This window comes from Streptomyces sp. NPDC003036, from assembly GCF_040611175.1.
Taxonomy (GTDB): Bacteria; Actinomycetota; Actinomycetes; order Streptomycetales; family Streptomycetaceae; genus Streptomyces.
Genome location: NZ_JBEXNO010000040.1, coordinates 36,531 through 55,986 on the forward strand (window position 1 = coordinate 36,531; position 19,456 = coordinate 55,986).

Genomic DNA, 19,456 nt, shown 5'->3' on the forward strand with positions numbered 1-19,456 from the left:
TCTCAGGAGGGGTCGAGCAGTTCGAGGGAGTCCGGCACCGGCAGTTCGGCGTCCTCCCACACCAGGGCGGGCCGCGCCGCCGAGACGACCGAGGAGCCGAAGACCCCTTCCCGGAACTCCCGCACCCGCTCCGGCAGCTGGTGCAGCGGCCCGGCGGGCGCGAGCGCGTCGAGCCGGGCCGCGTCCGCGTGGCCGTCCGCCTCGCGGTCCCAGAGCACCACCGGCACCCCCAGTGCCAGGCACAGGTCCAGCAGCCGGTCCCGCTCCTCGCGCGGCCCGTGCAGGACGACCCCGGCGACGTCCTTGTGGCTCGTCTCCAGCCGCTGGTACAGCTGCTGGAGCGTCGCCGAGGTCTCGTCGACGACCAGTACCTCCGGATGCCCGGACGCCCAGCGGCGGCGCATCTCGGCGTCGCGGCGCGGGGAGCGGCGGCTCATCTCCGGGCAGCGCAGCGCCACCTGGTACTTGGCGCCGAGCGCGAGCCGCAGGCCCCCGAGGTCGGGGAACAGGTCGCCGAGCGCGTTGCCCGTGTCCCAGCTGTCGACCGGCAATTGGAGCCCGTCGCGCCCCACGACGACGTCCACCCGGGTGACCGGGTACGGGTCGTCCCCCTGGCCGCTCTCGGCCGCCTCGCGCACCAGGCGGCCGATCTCCTCCGGGGCGCACGCGCCCTCCGGCGCCGCGACGGTCGACGTCGTACCGTCCTGGCGCACCAGGCCCACCCGGCACCGGTAGCGCCCGGCTCCGCCCGGCTGTTCCGCGCCCGCGCCCGCGCCCGTGCCGCAGGCGCCGTCGGCGGTCAGTCTGAGCACGATCCGGCTGACCGGCGAGGAGCGGTGCGCGGCCCAGCCGGCCGCGTCGGCGCGGCGCTCGGCCAGGGCGACCGGGCTGATGCCGAGCCGCTGCGCGACCCGGTCGCACCAGCCGTGCAGGGAGCCGCGGGTCTCCCGGTCCGGCGCGGCCGACGCCACGAACGCGGCGAGCCGGAGCAGCGCCGGCACCGGCGGCGCGCCCCCGTCGGGCGCCGGTCCGTCCGGGAACCCCTCCAGGCTCAGCACCACGGCGTCGAGGTCGGCCTCCGTCAGGCGGCCCGAGGCCGCCAGCGGCCCGGGCAGCACCATGTAGCGCAGGGCCTCCCGGGCGGCGCGCGGCACGAGCGTGGCGTCGGCGGCGGTGACCCGGCGCAGGTCGTCCAGGAGGTGGCGGTGCTCCCCGACCGACAGCAGCCGGACGTTCTCCTCCAGCCGCCCCAGCGCGAGCAGGCTGTCGAGCGCCTCCCGGTCGGCCGGGCCGCGGACCGCGGGCGCCAGCGACTCGGTGAGCGTTGCCAGGGCCCGCTCCTCGGTGACCAGGAACTCCGCCAGCTCCTCCACGGTGGGCGCCGCGCCCTCCTCGGGCGGCGGCACCGGGCGGCCCAGCCCGGCCGCCAGCGTCCTGGCGTGGTCCGCGCGCCGCCCGGGGTCGTCCAGCAGCGCCCGCAGTACGGGGGCGAGCCCGGCCGCCGCACGCGCCACGTCCGGCCCGCCGCACCAGGTGCCCGCGCCGGTGGGGGTGGCGACGGCGCACTCGTCGAGGACGTCGGCCGCGCCGGCGCGGGCCAGCTCCTCGCGCACCGCCTGCCACGGCACCGCCCAGCTGCGCCGTACGGCCTGCTGGGCCCGTAACGGCTGGGTCTCCTCGGGCATGAGGTGCGCCACCACGAGCCCGGCGACCGAGGAGGCGTCCCGCGTCCACAGCGGACCGCCGCTGTAGCCGGGCCCGATGGCCGCCCCCGACAGCCGGCCGTCGAGGTAGCCGTACCGGCCCTCCTTGAGGCGGACGACGATGTCGGCGAAGGTGATCGCCTCGCCGCCGCCGTGCCAGGCCCGCAGCTCCTGGCCCTCCTCCATGTCCCGCCACACCACGGGCCGCAGCCAGGAGGGCGCCGGCTCGTCGAGGTCCAGGACGGCGAGGTCGCCCTCCCACTCCAGGGCCGAGGGGCGCCGCTGCGGGGGCACCCACACGGACACGGTGGCCGTCCGGTGGCCCGTCGCGCCGGAGCCGCGGAAGGCCACGGTGAGCGGCCCGGCGGCGCCCGGCCGCTCGGCGGCGTAAAGGTCCTTGCCGAGCGCGTCGTTGACGACGTGGGCACAGGTCAGGACGCGGTTCGGGGAGAGGAGCGCGGCGGCGCCCGCGGCCTTGGAGCTGCCCTCGTAGAGCAGCGAGACGCGGGTGCCGGCGGCTGCCGGGCTGCGGAACCACGTCATCCGTGCCGGTCCTGTCGGTGCTCGGCTCCGGCGGCCGGCCCGGCGCCGTGCTGCCAGGTCGCCGACACCGTCATCGTGGCGTTCCCGTTCGCGCCGACGATGCCCAGCTTGAGGTCCTGCCCGATCTGGACGCCGAACTCCACCGTCAGCTCCTGGGGCGGGTTCGGCGCGCTCGCCACCGCCGCGTGCACCTCTTCGAGGAGCGGGCCGAGCGGGCGCAGCGCCGTGCGCAGGGCGTCGGCCGCGAGCGCCGCCGTCCGGCCGCCGCCGCGGGCCACGGGCGTGGCCGTGCCGAAACCACCGGGCAGGTCCGGTCCTTCGCCCCGTTCCGGGGCCGTGCGGCCGCCGGCCGCCGGTGCTCCGGTGTCGGACAGCTCCACCCGCAATGCGGCGCCGGCGAGATCGAGTTCTGCGTATTCGGGCATGCGGTCATTGTGTCCGATCATGGCCGCGGGGTTGGTGTGGTTTCCGTAAGCGGGTGCGAACCCTCGAACCCTGGAACCCTCGAACCCTGGAGCAAACCCGCACCGGCGCCGGGGAGTACGCGGGCGGCATGAGCACGTCCACGTTCGAGGAGGCGGTGCGGGATCTGATGCACCGTGACGGCTGCGGGGACGCGGCCCGCGGAGCAGCTGTGCCGTCAGTGTGCGCCCCCAGTGCGCGGGCGCACCTCCGTGATCCCCGAAAGGGGCATCGCGGGCGGGTCACCGGCTGCGGCAGGATCCCGTGGAGGTGATCTTGTCGTGCCCGGCACGCCGGTGCGTTCCGCACCGGCCGGCTGCCGGCGGTGTCGGTGACGACGTCCAGGGCCCGGCCACTCGATCGCCGTGACGGATACGACGGGCCGCGCACGGCCGCGCTGCCGCGGCGAGCGGCTTGCCGATCGCCGCGGCCATGCCCGCAACCATGACTGGTAGGAGCCCGCATGGACGGTCACACGTGGAGGGAGCTGGACCCCTCCCACCCGCGCTACGGCGACATCTTCCGGACGTACCTCGCCCACACCGACGAGAAGGAGCACCAGCAGCGCCTCCTCTACGCCATCGTCGACGAGCTGCCGCAGCACGACGTCTTCGTCGATGCGGGTGCCGGAACCGGGCTGTTCACCGCCGGCCTCGCCGAGAGGTTCGACAGGACGGTCGCCGTCGAGCCCGATCCGGCGTTGCGGCGGGAGCTGCGCACAGCCTGCCCGGACGCCGAAGTACTGCCCGTCCCGATCGCCGCCGCCGAGCCCGCCGGTCCCGCCGATCTCGTCCTGTGCTCACACGTCCTGTACTACGTGCCCGAGGCCGACTGGCCCGGGCACGTGGCGAGGATGCTGTCCTGGCTGCGCCCGGGCGGTGAACTCGTCCTGGTGCTCCAGCACCCCCACAACGCCTGCATGGCCATGGTCCGGCACTTCGGCGGCCCCACGCGCAGCCTGAACGCACTGCTCCCGTACCTGGACGGTGCCGCAGACCGGTCGTACCGCGCCGAACTCGTCCGCCAGCGCGCTTCCGTCCGCGTCCCGGACCTGCCCACGGCCCTGGAAGTCTGCCAACTGGTGGTCGGCCCGCTGGAGAACCCCTCGGCCCGGACAGCCGTCGCCGACTACCTGCACACCCACTGTGCCGAGCCCGGGGGAGGGTTCGCCCTCAGCTGCGACCAGGACTTCCTGCGGATCCGGCGCGACGCCTGACGGGGCTCATACCCCGCACCGGCGTTCGTCCAGTCCTGGGCGCCATCCGGTGCGCTCCGGCAGATGAGCGCGGCCGGGCGGGCCCCGGGCATCCGGTTCAGCGGATCCAGGGGAAGGACTTCCAGCCGGTGCCGATCTTGGTGCCGTCGCCGATGGCGCCGGTCCCCGTGCCGTTGTAGCGGTCGAGGTCACCGTGGCGGTACGCGCCAGGAGGTCGGCGTTCCGGTCGTTGTCGAGGTCGCCGGCGCCGACGATGGTGAGGCCCTTGTGCGTGAAGTCCCCCGGTTCCCGGCTGCTTCTTCTCCCCATGCACATCCAGTGATCAAGGAGCCTCACAGCAGGTGGAAGGGCCCTTCGAACTCCTTTTCGGGACTCTCTCAGTCCGCTCGCGCGCGCTTGGGCGCCCGCCGCGTGCGAGTCCACGTCAGCAGGTCGTCGGCCGACCACGTGTTGATCACACGGTCGGCCGGTACGCCGCACTCCTCGGCGCGGGCGCAGCCGATGATCTGCCAGTCCAGCTGGCCGGGGGCGTGGGCGTCGGTGTCGATGGCGAAGAACACCCCGGCCGCCACCGCCTCGCGCAGCAGCCGCCGGGGCGGATCCAGGCGCTCGGGGCGGCTGTTGATCTCCACCGCCGTGCCGGACTCGGCGCAGGCGGCGAAGACCGCCTCCGCGTCGAACTGCGACTCCGGCCGCTTCCCGCCGACGAGCCGGCCGGTGCAGTGGCCGAGCACGTCCACCAGCGGGTTGCGTACGGCCCTTACCATGCGCCGCGTCATGGCGGGCGCCTCCATCCGCAGCTTGGAGTGGACGGACGCCACCACCACGTCGAGGCGGTCGAGGAGCTCCGGTTCCTGGTCGAGGGTGCCGTCCAGCAGGATGTCGCACTCGATACCGGTCAGCAGCCGGAAGGGAGCCCACCGCTCGTTCAGCTCCGCCACCACGTCCAATTGCTCCCGCAACCGCTCGGCCGACAGGCCCCGGGCCACCGTCAGCCGGGGCGAGTGGTCGGTGAGCACCGCCCACTCGTGGCCGAGCGCCGCCGCGGCCCGGCCCATCGCCTCGATCGGGCTGCCGCCGTCCGACCAGTCCGAGTGCAGGTGGCAGTCGCCGCGCAGCGCCGCCCGCAGCTCCGTCCCGACCGTGGCCGCCGCGCCCGCCTCCTCCTCCAGCCGCTCCAGGTACGCCGGGACCCCGCGGCTCAGCGCCTCGCGCACCACCTGCGCGGTCTTCGGCCCGACGCCCTTGAGCTGCTCCAGCGTCCCGGCCGCCGCCCGCCCGGCCACCTCGCCCTCGTCCAGGGCCGACAGGGCCGCCGACGCCGTACGGAACGCCCGCACGCGGTACGTCGGCGCCTGCGCCCGCTCCAGCAGGAAGGCGATCCGGTCCAGCGCCTCGACGGGGTCCATCACGCGCCTCCCGGGCCGCGCCGGGGCGACGGGCCGATCTCGCACCACACAGCCTTGCCCTCGCCGCGCGGCTCCACGCCCCAGCGCAGCGCCAGCGCGTCCAGGAGCAGCAGCCCGCGCCCGCCCGTCGCCGCCTCGCCCGGCGAGCGCCGCCGGGGCCAGGCGCTGGAGCGGTCCTGCACCGACAGCCGCACCCGGCGCACCGGCTCCGGCAGCACCTCCAGGGTCAGCACCGCGCCGCCCTCCGTGTGCAACAGCACATTGCCCAGCAGCTCGCCGGTGACCAGCTCCGCGTCGTCCGCGAACTCCCGCATCCCCCAGTCGCGCAGCGCCCGCCGCACCACCGCCCGCGCCTCCGACAGGCCCTGCGGGTCGGCCTGGTGGATGTACTGGTGGATGCGCGGCGCCCGGGGCGTGCCGGGGTCGGGGCTGCGCCGCAGCACCAGCAGCGCCACGTCGTCGCCCGCGCCCCACCGCTCCCAGAACCGCTCCGAGAGGTGGTCGGCCAGCGCCTCCGCGCCCGGCGGCCCGCTGCTCACCGCCCGCTCCAGCGCGGCCATGCCCTCGCCGATGTCCACGCCCGGCTGCTCGACCAGGCCGTCGGTGCACATCACCAGCGTCTCGCCGGGCACCAGGTCGAGCCGGGTCTCCGGGAACTCCTCGTCCCCGAAGACCGACGCCACGCCGAGCGGCAGCCCGCCCGGCACCTTCGGCGCCCCGACCCGCCCGTCGGTGTGCCGGATCAGCGGGCCCAGATGGCCGGCGCGCACCACCCGGACCGTGCCCGTGCCCAGGTCGGCCTGCGCGTAGGCGCAGGTGGCGAACCGCTCGGTGTCCAGCTCGGCGAGGAACCGGGAGGCCCGCGCCAGCACCGTGGACGGGGAGTGGCCCTCACCGGCGTACGCGCGCAGGGCGATACGCAGCTGGCCCATGATCGCGGCCGCGTGCGTGTCGTGGCCCTGGACGTCTCCGACGACGACGCCGACCCTGCTCCGGGGCAGCGGGATCACGTCGTACCAGTCGCCGCCGACCTGGCGGCCGCTCCACGCCGAGTGGTAGCGCACGGCGATCTCGCCGCCGTCGACGGCCGGGATGCGGCGCGGCAGCATCGCGGCCTGGAGGCTGGTGGCGACCTCGCGCTCCTCGTCGAAGAGGATCGCGCGCTGGAGCGACTGCGCCACGATCGCCGCGAGGCCCAGGGTGAGGTTGCGCTCGTCCGCGCTGAAGGCGGTGCGGCCGCGGTAGAACAGCGCCATCCCGCCGAGCGTCCGGGCCTGCGCCACCAGCGGCAGGTACGCGGCGGCCCGGAAGCGCAGCCGCCCGGCGTACGGGGCGAGCGCGGGGTAGCCGCGGACCAGGTTCTGGAAGCAGCTGGAGAACAGCGGGCGTCCGCTGAGCACGGTCTCGGCGAGCGGCATCCCGCGTTCCAGCCGCTGCACCCGCAGGTCCTCCAGCACGTCCAGCGACTCGCCGCTGAGCGCGATGATGTTCAGCGAACCGTTCTCGACCAGGCCGAGCGCGAACCCGTCGGCGCCGAGGCGCGCGAGGCCGCCGGGGCCGGTCAGCGCGGCCGTGACGTCGTCCACGGTGACCGCCCGGGACAGCGCCTGCGTGGTGCGCTCGACCATGTTGGTCTGGCGCTCCCTGCGCTTCTCCAGCTCCACCACGAAGGCGGAGTGCGTGACCTCGAAGGTCGCGTCCCGGACGATCCCCACGATCCGGTGGCCCCGGCCGTCGGGGCCCCGCAGGATGCGCGCCTGGACGTGCGTCCACTGCGGTGAGCCGTCGTCCAGCGGGATCTGGAAGTGGGCGGCGTACGAGGTGCGGCCGCTGGTCAGCGCCTCGCGGATCACGGCCTCCAGCCGCGTCCGCTCCTCCGGCTCGAGCCGGCGCACCAGGGAGGCGGGCCGGGCGTCGAACGTGCCGGGGGTCACGCCGAACACGAGCAGGCCCGCCTCGTCGACGTCGATCGTCCCGGCGTCGAGATCCCAGTCGAAGCTGCCGGTGCGGTTCATGGCGAGGCGCTCCGGCGTGCCGATCTCGCCGCTGTGTGCCCGGTTGTCCGTCATCACCCTCATTGTCGAGTGCGTCACGCGGGAACGCCAAGGCATCGGCACCCGCCCTTCGCGTTCAGCCCGTTGACGCGTTCACGCCCCATGCCTATGGTCTGTTCGAAGTGCTGGTCAATGTCCGATATCTCGAACGAATGACCCTTCCAGGAGCACACCCATGCCACGCACACGGCCGAGGCACGCCCTCGCGCTGGCGGCTCTCCTCCCGGCCCTCCTCGCCGGTACGGTGCTGACCGCGCCCACCACCCGCGCCGACACCACCCGCGCCGACGACACCCGGGCCCAGCACCCCCCGGCGGCCGCCGCGCCGGCCGACTACGCGCTCACGGTCAGCCCCGGCCGCGCGGGCCCGGCGATCGACCGCACCATGTACGGCGTCTTCTACGAGGACATCAACAACGCCGCCGACGGCGGGCTGTACGCCGAGCTCGTACAGAACCGCTCCTTCGAATTCGCTCCCGCCGACAACCCCGCCTACACCCCGCTGACCGCCTGGCAGCGCACCGCCACCGGCGGCGCCGCCGGTGAGCTGAAGGTGGCGGACGACGCCGAGCGGCTGAACGAGCGCAACCGCCGGCACCTGCGCCTCGACCTCGCCCCGGCCAACACCCCCACCGGCCGCTTCGGCGTCGTCAACAGCGGCTACGGCGCCGGCATGGCCCTCACCGAGGGCCGCCGCTACGACTTCTCCGTCTGGGCCCGCACCGACCGCCCCTCCGGCACCCGCCTCGCCGCCGAGCTGCGCGCCGCCGACGGCACCGTGCTGTCCGCGCCCCTCGACCTCACCGTGCGCGGCGACCGCTGGGCGAAGTACACCGGCACGCTCGTCCCCAAGGTGACCACCACCGGCGGGCGCCTCGCCGTCACGGCGGCCGGCACCGGCACCGTACGCCTCGACATGGTCTCGCTCTTCCCGCGCGACACCTACAAGGGCCGCCCGAACGGCCTGCGCAAGGACCTCGCCGAGAAGATCGCCGCCCTCAAGCCCGGCTTCCTGCGCTTCCCGGGCGGCTGCCTGGTCAACACCGGCAGCCACCAGGCGTACGAGGCGCCGAACTGGGAGCGCAAGCGGTCGTATCAGTGGAAGGACACCATCGGTCCCGTCGAGCAGCGCGCCGTCAACGCCAACTTCTGGGGTTACCACCAGAGTTACGGCCTCGGCTACTACGAGTACTTCCAGTTCGCCGAGGACATCGGCGCCATGCCGCTGCCGGTCGTCCCCGCCCTCGTCACCGGCTGCGGCCAGAACCAGGCCACCGACGACCCGGCGCTGCTCAAGCGCCACATCCAGGACACCCTCGACCTCATCGAGTTCGCCAACGGCCCGGTCACCAGCGAATGGGGCCGCAAGCGCGCCGCGATGGGACACCCCAGGCCCTTCGGCCTCACGCACATAGGGGTCGGCAACGAGGAGAACCTCCCCGACGCCTTCTTCGCCCGCTTCACCGAGTTCCGCAAGGCCATCGAGGCGAAGCATCCCGACATCACCGTCGTCTCCAACTCCGGCCCCGACGACGCCGGCGGCGTCTTCGACCGCCACTGGCAGCTGAACCGCGAGGCCGGCGTCGCGATGGTCGACGAGCACTACTACAACAGCCCCCAGTGGTTCCTGGAGAACAACGACCGCTACGACTCCTACGACCGCCAGGGTCCCAAGGTCTTCCTCGGCGAGTACGCGTCCCTCGACAACCGCTTCTCCAACGCGCTCGCCGAAGCCGCCTACATGACCGGACTCGAGCGCAACGCCGACGTCGTCAAGCTCGCCTCCTACGCCCCGCTCCTCGCCGACGTCCACCAGAACCAGTGGCGCCCGGACATGATCTGGTTCGACAACCACCGCTCCTGGGGCTCGACCAGCTACGAGGTGCAGAAGCTCTTCATGAACAACACCGGCGACCGGGTCGTACCGAGCCGCGCCTCCGCGACACCCTCCGTCTCCGGCCCGATCACCGGTGCCGTCGGCCTGTCGACGTGGGCGACGAGCGCCGCGTACGACGACGTCGAGGTGACCGGCGCGGACGGCACCCCGCTCCTGAAGGACGACTTCTCGGCCGGTGACGCGCGGTGGACCCGCGCCGCCGGGCGCGGCGACTGGGCCGTGGTGGACGGCGCGTATCTCCAGTCCGACGCGGCCGCCGAGAATACCCTCGTGACGGCGGGCGACACCGGCTGGCACGACTACGACCTGCGGCTCAAGGCCACCAAGAAATCCGGCAAGGAGGGCTTCCTCGTCGCCTTCGGCGTCCGCGACACCGGCAACCACTACTGGTGGAACCTCGGCGGCTGGGGCAACACCCGCTCCGCCGTGGAGGAGTCCGTGGATGGCGGCAAGCAGACGCTGCTCGAGGCCGCCACCACCATCGAGACCGGCCGGACGTACGACCTCCACGTTCAGGTGCGGGGCCGCCAGGTCACGCTCTACCTCGACGGGAAGAAGTGGGGCTCCTTCACCGACGACAAGACGGCCGAACCGTTCCGCCAGGTGGTGACGAGGGACGGCGGCGACCTCGTCGTCAAGGTCGTCAACGCGCAGGCCGCGCCTGCCCGGACCCGCGTCGACCTCGGCACGGACAAGGTCGCCCCGACGGCCCGGCTCACCACGCTCCAGGGCGCTCCGGACGCCGTCAACACGGCCGACGCACGGCCGATCCAGCCGCGCGAGTCCACCCTGAGCGGTATCGCGCGGGAGTTCACGTACACCTTCCCGGCCCACTCGGTCACCTTCCTGCGGATCAAGACCCGGTAGGGCGGGGAGGGTTCCGCTTCACTACCCTGGCCGGGGAGCGCCGTCGGCGCTCCCCGGCCTTTTCGCCGACCGCAGTCGAAGCGCTTCGACCATCGCCGCCGAACAGCCCCTGGACAGCTCCCCGTAGCCGCCTTAATCTCGGAGCCCCACGCATCGAAGCGCTTCACCTCCGGGAGAGCCGCATGGTCACCCTCGCCGACGTCGCTCAGCACGCCGGAGTCTCCGCCTCCACCGTGAGCTACGTCCTCAGCGGCAAGCGGTCCATCTCCGCCTCCACCCGCGCCCGCGTCGAGCGCAGCATCGCCCAGCTCGGCTACCACCCCAACGCCGGCGCCCGCGCGCTCGCCAGCAGCCGATCCAACATCATCGCGCTGATGATCCCGCTCCGGACCGACATGTACGTGCCGGTGATGATGGAGATCGCCATCGCCGTCGCCACCACCGCCCGCGCCCACGGCTACGACGTCCTGCTGCTCACCGGCGAGGAGGGCCCCGCCGCCGTCCGCCGCATAGAGGGCAGCGCCCTCGCCGACGCGATGATCCTCATGGACGTGGAGCTCGACGACGACCGGCTGCCGCTGCTGCGCGAGGCCGCACGCCCCGGCGTCCTCATCGGCCTGCCCGCCGACACCACCGGACTGAGCTGCGTCGACCTCGACTTCGAGGCCGCCGGCGCGCTGTGCGCCGACCACCTCGCCTCCCTCGGCCACCGCGAGGTCGCCGTCATCGGCGAGGCCCCCGCCGTCTACGAACGCCACACCGGCTTCGCCGAACGCACCCTCGCCGGGCTGCGCCGCCGCAGCGACGAGCTCGGCCTGCGCCTCCTGCACCGCCCCTGCGAGGGCAGTTACGCCGCCGTCGCCGCCACCCTCGCCCGCGTCCACGACGAACGGCCCGGCACCACCGCCTTCGTCGTCCAGAACGAGGCCGCCACCGACCCGCTCCTCGCCCTGCTCCGCCAGCAGGGCCGCGCCGTGCCCGAGGACGTCTCCGTGATGGCGATCTGCCCCGACCAGGTCGCCGCACACGCCTCCGTCCCGCTCACCTCCGTCGCCGTACCGGCGCAGAAGATGGGCCGGTACGCCGTCGAGCAGGTCGTCGCCAAACTGGAGGGCCGCGGCACCGACGAAGTCGTCCTGCTCGCCCCGGAGCTGACCGTCCGCGCGAGCACGGGCCCGGCTAGGGTCTTTCGTTCGGATCAGGCTGGATCAGCGAGTGGCGTCTGGCGCACGGGGTCTCCCCAGGCCCGCAGGCCCTAGGGGACGCATCGCAAGGCGGAGGAGGGAGCCTCCCCCGTTGCTCGAAGAGCTACGGGGGCCATTGGCGACCGACGACAACGCTGGGGGCACCTCCCGTGCCCGAAGGGCTACGGGGGAGAGGTGCGGCACCAGGCGTCACGAGCCCAGCAAGATCCGAACGAGAGGCCCTAGCGCGCGCTGAAGGACATGACGCGCTCCTCCCCGGCCGTCAGCGCCAGCGCCTGCGGGCGGCCGGCGGGTGTCCGCAGCTCGACCCGGACCGTGCGGGACGGCCGCACCGTGGCGCCGGCCGCGCCGTCGCCCCAGACGAGGTCCACCTCGGCGCCGAAGCGGGTGCGCACGCCGCGCAGCGCGCCCCGCGGGTACGCCGCCGGCAGCGCGGGCAGCAGCACCAGCCGGCCGGGCGTGGACTGGACGAGCATCTCGATCAGCAGGGCGGGCAGGGCGTGCGCGGCGTCGGCGTTGTACACGTCCCGTCCCGGGTAGTGCGCGCTCATCAGCGAGGCGTGGAAGAAGTCGCCGTCCAGCACCCTGCCGAGCGCGGCCGCCGCCCGCTCGCCGTCCCGCAGCCGCGCGGCGACCAGCCCGTGGTGGAGGTGCCCGTGGGCGGAGTCGTTCTCCGCGCCGCGCAGCTCCAGCGCGCGGCGCGCGGCGCGGGCGAGCTCCGGTGTGTCGTACGGGTTGATCTCGCCGAGCGGCCACACCGGGTACAGGTGGCTCAGGTGGCGGTGGTCGTAGCGGTCCTCCAGCCCCGGCCAGGCCCATTCGGCCAGGGCGCCGTGCGCGTTGACCCGGTAGGCGGGCAGCCGGTCCGCGAGCGCGCGCAGCCGCCCGGCGTCGGCGGGGGAGTGTGCCGCGGCCGCGGTCAGGGCGTGGCGGGCCGCCGCGATGTCCATCGTCGCGTTGAGCGCGCCCCAACTGCCGCCCACGGGCCGGTTCTCGGGCGAGTACGACGGCACGATCACGATCCGCCCGTCAGGCCCGGTGCGGGTGAGGAAGTCCTCGTAGAACAAGGCGACCTCGGCCAGCGCCGGGGCGAGCCGCGGATCGGCGGCGCCGGTCGTCTCGGCGTGCTCCACCAGCGGGTGCATCAGCCAGTCGGCGCCCGCCGTCCACAGATGCAGCGGGTAGGACCGCTGGAAGTGGTACGTGTGGCCCGACACGCCGTCCGTATGGGCCGGGGCGACCACGCCCCGCGCCCCGAAGATCGCGCGGGCGTTGTCCCGCCAGTCCGCCCACTGCCCGTACACCAGCGCCGCGAGCGCCTCGCTCACCTCCGGCAGGGCGGCGGCAGCGGCGGACGCCGTCTGCAGGCCCAGGTTGGCGTCCGTCGTGAACGCCCCCGCCCACGCGGTGTTCCAGTCACCGGTCCACAGGCCCGTCAGGCGCGGCGGCAGCATCCCGCTCGCCGACAGCAGGTGGTAGCGGCCCGCCGCGAACAGTCGCTCCACAAGCGCGGGGTTGCCCGGCCCGGCCAGGAGCTCGCCGCCGGGCAGGGCGCGCTCGGCGGCGTCGCCGCCGAGGTCGAGCGTGACCCGCTCGTACGCGCCCCGGTGGAGGGCCTCGTGGCGCTCCAGCAGCCGCGCGTACGCCTCGGCGGGCGAGGCGCCCTCCGGGACGAGCGCGCGCAGCGACGCCGCCTCGTCCTCGACCGGGGCCTCGCCGAGGTGGCGGCGGACCCGCGTGAGCAGCAGCAGCGCCTCGGCGTCCGACACCCGCAGGCCGTCCCGGCCGATCGCGGTGCGGCCGCCCGCCGCGAGCACCAGGGTCACGCCCGTGAAGCCCACCTCGCCGCCTGGGGCCGGGTCCGGGTGGCGGGCCCGCAGCGTCAGCAGCGCGCCGCGCCGGTGCAGCGCGGCCCCCCGCCCGAGGGCCAAGCCCTCCGGAGCGCCGGGGAGCCGGGGGTCGAGGAAGACGGCGGCGGTGAGCGGCGCCCCGGTCGCGTACTGCACGATCACGTCGTCGGCGCGCGAGACGAAGACCCGGCTCGCCCGGCCCGCGCGGACGGCGGCGGCCACGCCGGTGGCGAAGTCCACCTCCCGCCGGAAGCCGCGGGGCCCGGCGGCCGGGCCCTCGCGCCGGACCCGTACCTGGAACCCCGGATGGAAGGACCCCACCCAGCGCAAACCGCGCCCGTCGGTGAACCGTTCCGCCGCGTCCAGCTCGCCGCTCAGCAACCGGTCCTGGAGGCCCGGAAGCCGGGCCGCCAGCCGGGGCGGCTGCGTGTCGGCGAGGGGCACCGGCCGCACGAGGGTGTGGTGCGTGACGACGACCCGCTCGTCGTCGGGGTCGCCGAACACCAGCGCGCCATGGCGGCCGTTGCCGCTCAGGAAGGCGTCCTCCCAGCGGTGCGCGGGCGCGGGCTCCCACGTACCGTGCACCGGCCCGGTGCCGTCCACGCGCCCACCGCCCGTCACGCTTCCCCCTCCCGCAGCACCGCCACGCCGTACCGCTCCAGCTCCAGCGCACCGCTCACCACCGCGCCCGTCAGCACCTCGCGGTACGTCCCCGGCACGGTCGCCGTCACCGGCGCGCGCCCGTGGTTCAGCACGAAGAGCAGCTCTCCGCGCCGTACGGCCTCCACGCCCACCGGCAGTCCCTCAAGCACCGGCCGTACGCCCGCCCCGGCGGCCACGGCCGCGAGGAGGTCCCGCAGCGCCGGGGGAGCGGGCAGCGTGGAGACGTACCAGGCGGTGGCGCGGCGCAGCACCGCCGGGAGGCCGTCGAGCTCACCGCCCCGGTACGCCGCCACCACCTCGGCCGCCGCGTCCGGCTCCAGCTCCTCCGACCACAGCGTGCCCTCCCACGGCGTACCGGCCCACGGCGTGCCGTCGGAGCCGTCGCACGCGACGGTCTCGCCCCGCTCCAGCGGCCACCACTCGTGCACCGTGCCGATGCCGAAGAGCGCCCGCAGCCGCGCGTCCATGCCCCCGTCCCGTACGCGGTCGTCCGCGTCCGCGACCCCGGTGAGGAAGCCGGAGACGAGGGTGCCGCCGCCGCGCGCGTACGCCACCAGGTTGTCGGCCGCCGCGTCGCCGAGCAGGTACAGATGCGGCACGACGACCATGGGGTAGCCGGTCAGGTCGTGCTCGGGGTGGGCGAAGGAGACCGGCAGGTGCGCCTCCCACAGGGCGCGGTGCCAGGCGCGGACCACCTCGGCGTAGTCGACCTCCGAGGAGAGGCGGCCGCCCTGCTGATCCGCCCACCAGGAGTTCCAGTCGTGCAGGACCGCGACGCCGGGTTCGGCGCGGGTGCCCACGACCTCGCCGAGCCGCGCCAGTTCGGCGCCGATCCGCCGCACCTCCCGGAAGGTGCGGCCCCGCTCACCGGCGTGGGACACCATCCCGGAGTGGAACTTCTCGGCGCCCTGGCGGGACTGGCGCCACTGGAAGTAGCAGACCGCGTCGGCGCCGTGGGCGACGGACTGGAGCGACAGCAGCCGGTTCAGGCCGGGCGGCTTCGGGTGGTTGACGCCCCGCCAGTTGACCGGCCCGGCCGCCTGCTCCATCACCATCCACGGGCCACCGCCCGCCTGCGAGCGGGTCAGGTCGCCGACCATGGCGTTGTACTGGCCGCCGTACGGATCCCTCGGGTCGGGGTAGACGTCCACCGACACCACGTCCTCCCGGCCGGCCCACGTCCAGCCGTCCAGCCCGGACCAGAACGGCATGAAGTTGGTCGTCACCGGGATGTGCGGGGTGTGCCGGGCGACGATGTCCCGCTCGGCGGTGAAGCACTCCAGCAGCGCGTCGGAGGTGAACCGCCTGAAGTCCAGCTCCTGGGCGGGGTTGCGCAGGTACTGGGCGCGGCGCGGCGGGACGATCTCCTCCCAGGAGCCGTAGCGCTGGCTCCAGAAGGCGGTGCCCCACGCGTCGTTGAGCGCGTCGAGCGTGGAGTGGCGGGCGCGCAGCCAGCGGCGGAAGTGGCGGGCCGTCCCGTCGCACCAGCAGTGCGTGCAGTACTCGTTGTTGATGTGCCACATCGTGAGCGCGGGGTGCGGTCCGTACCGCTGCGCGAGGTCCTCGGTGATCGCGGCGGCGTACCGGCGGTAGACGGGCGAGCTGGGGCAGAAGTGCTGGCGCGAACCCCACCACACCGTGCGGCCGTCCTCGTCACGCGGCAGCGTCTCCGGGTGGCGCGCCCCCATCCAGGGCGGCGGCGACGCGGTCGGCGTGGCGAGCACCACCCCGATGGAGTGCGCGTGCATCAGGTCCATCACCCGGTCCAGCCAGCCGAAGTCGCGGGCGCCGGGGCGCGGTTCGAGCCGGGCCCAGGAGAAGACGCCGACCGTCACGGAGTTCACCCCGGCGGCCTTCATCAGCCGTACGTCCTCGGCCCAGGTCTCCTCGGGCCACTGCTCGGGGTTGTAGTCGCCGCCGAAGAGCAGCCGGCCACGGGTGGCGTCGTCGAGGCGGGGCATCGGACATGGTCTCCCTACGGTCATAAGGTCATACGGTTCCCACGGGCTCGGACGGACACTTCAGCCCTTGACGGCGCCGGTGAGCATCCCCTTCTTGAAGTGCTTCTGGACGAACGGCGAGGCGATCGCGACCGGCACCAGCGCCAGCACCATGACCGCCATCTGAACGGAGAGCGGGGAGAGCTGGTTGGTCCTGATCAGCTGCCCGAGCCCGGTCGGCGGCTCCTGCTTCTGCACGATCTGGATCATGACGTTCTGCAGCGGCATCATGTCCTGGTCGGTCAGGTAGATCGAGGCGTTGAACCAGGCGCTCCAGTAGCCGACCGCGTAGAACAGCGCGATCACCGCCAGCACGGCGCGGGACAGCGGCATGACGATCCGCCACAGGATCCGGGCCTCCCCGGCGCCGTCGATCCGGGCACTGTCGATGAGCTCCGGCGAGATGTTCATGAAGAAGGCCCGCAGGACCAGGATGTTGAACACGCTCACCGCGCTCGGCAGGATCAGTGCCAGATAGGTGTCGGTCAGCCCCAGCGCCTGCACCAGCAGATAGGTCGGGATGAGGCCCGCGCCGAAGAACATCGTGGCGAGCAGCGTCATCAGCATCCAGCGGTGCCCCAGCGACGCGGGGCGCGACAGGCCGTACGCGCACAGCACCGACACCGTCATGCTGAACAGGGTGCCCACCGCCGTGACCCCGAGGCTCACCAGCGCCGCCCGCTGCACCTGGCCGCCGCCGAGCAGCTCCTCGTACGCGACGAAGGTCAGGTCCCGCGGGACGACCACCAGGCCGCCCGCCCTGCTGATGGTCTCGGGTGTGGACAGGCTCGTGACGACGACGATCCACAGCGGGAAGAGGACCGCCAGGCACGCCCCCGCCAGGACGATGCCCTTGGCGGCCACGCCCGCCCTGCTCGGCGGTTCCTCCCATACCGGGCGGGGCGGCGCCGCCCACCACCGGCCCCGCGCGGCCGAGTCGGAGCTCACTTCCGGTACACCCCCTGCTCGCCCATGAGATGGGCCACCTTGTTCGCCGTGAGGACCAGCCCCACCCCGACCACACCCTTGACGAGCCCGGCGGCCGCCGCGTAACCGAAGTCCTGGTTGCGGATGCCGTTCCACCACACATAGGTGTCCAGCACCTCGGCGGCGTCCGGGCCCACCGCGTCCCGTTGCAGCAGCAGCTGCTCGAAGCCGACCGTCAGCGCGTCGCCCACCCGCAGCACCAGCAGCAGCGCGATCACCGGGCGCAGCGCCGGGAGCGTGATGTGCCACATGCGGCGCCAGCGGCCCGCGCCGTCCATCGCCGCCGCCTCGTACAGGTCGTTGCCGACGGAGGAGAGCGCGGCGAGGAAGACGATGATGCCCCAGCCGGCGTCCTTCCAGACGCCCTCGGCCGTCACCAGGAACTTGAAGACGCCCGGGTCGGTCATCAGGTCGAAGCCCTCGATGCCGTGCTGCCGCAGCGTCTGCGCGATGATGCCGGCGCCGCCGAAGATCTGCTGGAAGACGGTGATGACCAGCACCCAGGAGAAGAAGTGCGGCAGGTACAGGATCGCCTGGGCGACGGCGCGCACGCGCGGCCGGACGACGCTGTTGATGAGCAGCGCCAGCACGATCGGCACCGGGAAGAACAGCACCAGCTGGAGGAGGAACAGCACCAGCGTGTTCTCGACCGCCCGCCAGAACGCCGAGTCGGCGAAGATCCGCTCGAACTGGTCGAGGCCGGTCCACGGGCTCTGGAGGATGGCGACGAAGCCGTTCTCGCTGAGGTACGGGTCGTAGTCCTGGAACGCCACCACATTGCCGAGCACCGGTATGTAGTGGAAGACCAGGACCAGCAGCAGCGCCGGCAGCGTCATCAGGATCAGCGTCCGGTCCCGCCGCAGCCGCAGCCTCAGGCCCGTCCTCCCGGTGGCACGCGTACGGCCGTCGGCGGTCTTCCTCACGCCGCCGGGCCGCTCTCGTCGAGCAGCTTGCGGTACCAGTCGCGCAGCTCGTCTCCGCCCGCGCGCTTCCACTCCGCCACGGCCTGCCGTACGTCGCCGATCTTCTTGCGGCCGCGTACGACGTCGTCCTCCAGCTGCTCGAAGTCGTCGGCCAGGTTGGCCCAGCGGTTCGGTTCCGTGACGGTCAGCCCGTAGAAGGCGGTCTTCTTGGTGAAGGCCCCCATCCGCTGCTGCCACTCCACCTGGAGCCGGGTGATGTCGGCGCGGTCCGGGTGCGCGATGTAGGGGGCGGGGTCGCCGAGGTAGTCGAAGGCCCCCGTGACCTGGAGGTGGCCGGTGTCGGTCTTCACCGGGACACCCTTGCGCACGGTGTAGTGCACGCCCTCGACGCCGTAGTCCGTGAGCATGCGCTCCTTCGTGCCGTACGGCGCCGCGCAGAAGTCCGCCACCGCCAGCACGTCCTTGACCACGGCCTCCGGCGCCTTGGCGCTGACGAAGGCCCAGATGTTCGCCGGATGGGTCGCGTAGAGCGTGGGCGGCGAGCCGTCGTGCCCGACGATGTCGAAGGCGCCCATCCGGAAGTCGGGGTTCTGGGCGGCCTGTTCGGCGCTCTTGGAGTACCAGTGGGACAGGTCCTGGTTGTAGACGAGCACCTGGCCCGAGGTGAAGCGGTTGCCCCCGTCGCCCTGCGCCGCCTTCGCGTCCGGGTGCACCACGCCCGCCGCGTACAGCGAGCGCGTCCACTCCAGGGCCTCCAGGTACTCCTCGGTCTCCACGCGGTTCACCAGCGCGTCGCCCTGGAGGTCCCACCACAGCGCCTTGTCGCTGCCGGGGAGGACGCCGAACATGGTGAAGGCCGTCCACTTCAGGTCGTCGCACGCCCACACCTTCGCCCTGGCGCTGGTGGCCTCCTTCGCCCAGGCCAGGAACTCTGCGGCGCTCCTCGGCGGCCGGTAGCCCCGCTTCTCGAAGACGTCCTGCCGGTAGAAGGGCGCGATGTTGACGACGTACGAGGCGGGCATCGGGATGCCGCGCAGCGCGCCGCCGAAGATCGACCGCTGCCAGGCGTCCGTGGGCACGGCGGCCAGGTTCGGGTACGCCCTCACCCTGTCGCCGGAGAGGTACGGGCCGAGGTCGGCGAACTTGGCGTTGACCGCGCTGGGGATCTTCCCGGTGAGGTTCCAGGCGGGCACGACCACCACGTCCGGGATGTCGCTGGAGGCGAGGACGGCGCCGAGCTTCTCGTCGTACGTGTTGCCGTCCTGGTTCTGCCACACCGTGCGGACGCCGATGGCCTCGTCCATCGCCCGGTAGTACGGGTTGTCGCTCTTCGGCGGCGAGCCCCACAGCGGCGCCATGATCCGTATGGTGCCGCCCTTGCCCGCCTTCACCGCCACCGAGGCCTTGAGCGCGCCCGTGGCGACGGCGGTGGTGAAACCGGCCGCGGAGCCGTTCTTCGACGGGATGTCCGGGGCGGCGACCGTCCTGGCGGCGAAGGCCGGGAGGAGCTTCGCCGCATCCTTGCCGGAGGTGGCGCCGTCCTTCTTCCGGTTCTGCCCGCCGCCGCAGGCGGTGAGCAGGGGCGCCCCGCCGGCCACCGCGACCGCGGCGACCGCCGTCGAGGCCAGGAAGGCTCTCCGGCTCGGGGCGGAGGGGGAGTTCGGCGTCATTGCGTCA

At 73.7% G+C, this 19,456-nt stretch carries 12 protein-coding genes; 3 read left to right on the forward strand and 9 right to left on the reverse strand.

Going from position 1 to position 19,456, the window contains the following annotated elements:
- Positions 1–2: 2 nt before the first annotated feature.
- Positions 3–2,246 carry a trypsin-like peptidase domain-containing protein gene (locus tag ABZX67_RS26075; RefSeq protein ID WP_355364504.1) on the reverse strand — a complete coding sequence of 748 codons (2,244 nt, stop codon included), beginning with the start codon at positions 2,244–2,246 and terminating at the stop codon, positions 3–5.
- On the reverse strand, positions 2,243–2,671 hold the full coding sequence (locus tag ABZX67_RS26080; RefSeq protein WP_355364507.1) for a CU044_2847 family protein: 429 nt from the start codon (positions 2,669–2,671) through the stop codon (positions 2,243–2,245). The genes ABZX67_RS26075 and ABZX67_RS26080 overlap by 4 nt, the downstream gene beginning before the upstream one ends.
- 500 nt (positions 2,672–3,171) lie before the next feature.
- On the opposite strand from ABZX67_RS26080, the gene ABZX67_RS26085 reads away from it, so the two are divergent.
- Entirely contained in the window at positions 3,172–3,924 is a 753-nt protein-coding gene (locus tag ABZX67_RS26085; protein ID WP_355364510.1) for a class I SAM-dependent methyltransferase, read from the forward strand.
- Between the two features lie 377 nt (positions 3,925–4,301).
- On the opposite strand, the gene ABZX67_RS26090 is transcribed toward ABZX67_RS26085, so the two are convergent.
- Both ABZX67_RS26090 and ABZX67_RS26095 read right to left on the reverse strand, forming a co-directional pair.
- Positions 4,302–5,333: a PHP domain-containing protein gene (locus ABZX67_RS26090; RefSeq protein WP_355364513.1), complete on the reverse strand. Its 1,032-nt coding sequence runs from the start codon at positions 5,331–5,333 to the stop codon at positions 4,302–4,304.
- Positions 5,333–7,402: a SpoIIE family protein phosphatase gene (locus ABZX67_RS26095; RefSeq protein ID WP_355364516.1), complete on the reverse strand. Its 2,070-nt coding sequence runs from the start codon at positions 7,400–7,402 to the stop codon at positions 5,333–5,335. The genes ABZX67_RS26090 and ABZX67_RS26095 overlap by 1 nt, the downstream gene beginning before the upstream one ends.
- A gap of 160 nt (positions 7,403–7,562) precedes the next feature.
- Here ABZX67_RS26095 and ABZX67_RS26100 point away from each other — a divergent pair, with 160 nt between their 5' ends.
- Positions 7,563–10,151 (forward strand): alpha-L-arabinofuranosidase C-terminal domain-containing protein, encoded by a 2,589-nt coding sequence (locus ABZX67_RS26100; RefSeq protein WP_355364519.1) that lies wholly within the window; start codon positions 7,563–7,565, stop codon positions 10,149–10,151.
- A gap of 182 nt (positions 10,152–10,333) precedes the next feature.
- Entirely contained in the window at positions 10,334–11,410 is a 1,077-nt protein-coding gene (locus ABZX67_RS26105; RefSeq protein WP_355364522.1) for a LacI family DNA-binding transcriptional regulator, read from the forward strand.
- A gap of 167 nt (positions 11,411–11,577) precedes the next feature.
- Here the strand turns inward: ABZX67_RS26105 and ABZX67_RS26110 are convergent, their stop codons facing one another.
- Genes ABZX67_RS26110 through ABZX67_RS26130 form a run of 5 tightly spaced genes read right to left on the reverse strand, consistent with a single transcriptional unit; the run spans position 11,578 to position 19,449 of the window.
- Positions 11,578–13,827, reverse strand: a complete 2,250-nt coding sequence (locus ABZX67_RS26110; protein WP_355364525.1) for a glycoside hydrolase N-terminal domain-containing protein — start codon at positions 13,825–13,827, stop codon at positions 11,578–11,580.
- On the reverse strand, positions 13,824–15,830 hold the full coding sequence (locus tag ABZX67_RS26115) for a beta-galactosidase (RefSeq protein WP_355364528.1): 2,007 nt from the start codon (positions 15,828–15,830) through the stop codon (positions 13,824–13,826). The genes ABZX67_RS26110 and ABZX67_RS26115 overlap by 4 nt, the downstream gene beginning before the upstream one ends.
- Before the next feature lie 60 nt (positions 15,831–15,890).
- On the reverse strand, positions 15,891–16,817 hold the full coding sequence (locus tag ABZX67_RS26120) for a carbohydrate ABC transporter permease (RefSeq protein ID WP_355364531.1): 927 nt from the start codon (positions 16,815–16,817) through the stop codon (positions 15,891–15,893).
- Positions 16,814–17,779 carry an ABC transporter permease subunit gene (locus tag ABZX67_RS26125; protein WP_355364534.1) on the reverse strand — a complete coding sequence of 322 codons (966 nt, stop codon included), beginning with the start codon at positions 17,777–17,779 and terminating at the stop codon, positions 16,814–16,816. Before ABZX67_RS26125 ends, ABZX67_RS26120 begins: the two co-directional genes overlap by 4 nt.
- A complete protein-coding gene (locus ABZX67_RS26130) occupies positions 17,776–19,449 on the reverse strand; it encodes a Tat pathway signal sequence domain protein (RefSeq protein ID WP_355364537.1) in 1,674 nt (557 codons plus the stop codon). Before ABZX67_RS26130 ends, ABZX67_RS26125 begins: the two co-directional genes overlap by 4 nt.
- Positions 19,450–19,456: the final 7 nt, after the last annotated feature.

What these genes read in the sequence shown, in the direction of transcription:
- ABZX67_RS26090 (WP_355364513.1), bottom strand. Translation starts at nt 5,333, where the DNA reads ATGGACCCCGTCGAGGCGCTGGACCGGATCGCCTTCCTGCTGGAGCGG.
- ABZX67_RS26095 (WP_355364516.1), bottom strand. Translation starts at nt 7,402, where the DNA reads ATGACGGACAACCGGGCACACAGCGGCGAGATCGGCACGCCGGAGCGC.
- ABZX67_RS26080 (WP_355364507.1), bottom strand. Translation starts at nt 2,671, where the DNA reads ATGCCCGAATACGCAGAACTCGATCTCGCCGGCGCCGCATTGCGGGTG.
- ABZX67_RS26105 (WP_355364522.1), top strand. Translation starts at nt 10,334, where the DNA reads ATGGTCACCCTCGCCGACGTCGCTCAGCACGCCGGAGTCTCCGCCTCC.
- ABZX67_RS26130 (WP_355364537.1), bottom strand. Translation starts at nt 19,449, where the DNA reads ATGACGCCGAACTCCCCCTCCGCCCCGAGCCGGAGAGCCTTCCTGGCC.
- ABZX67_RS26085 (WP_355364510.1), top strand. Translation starts at nt 3,172, where the DNA reads ATGGACGGTCACACGTGGAGGGAGCTGGACCCCTCCCACCCGCGCTAC.
- ABZX67_RS26100 (WP_355364519.1), top strand. Translation starts at nt 7,563, where the DNA reads ATGCCACGCACACGGCCGAGGCACGCCCTCGCGCTGGCGGCTCTCCTC.
- ABZX67_RS26075 (WP_355364504.1), bottom strand. Translation starts at nt 2,246, where the DNA reads ATGACGTGGTTCCGCAGCCCGGCAGCCGCCGGCACCCGCGTCTCGCTG.
- ABZX67_RS26115 (WP_355364528.1), bottom strand. Translation starts at nt 15,830, where the DNA reads ATGCCCCGCCTCGACGACGCCACCCGTGGCCGGCTGCTCTTCGGCGGC.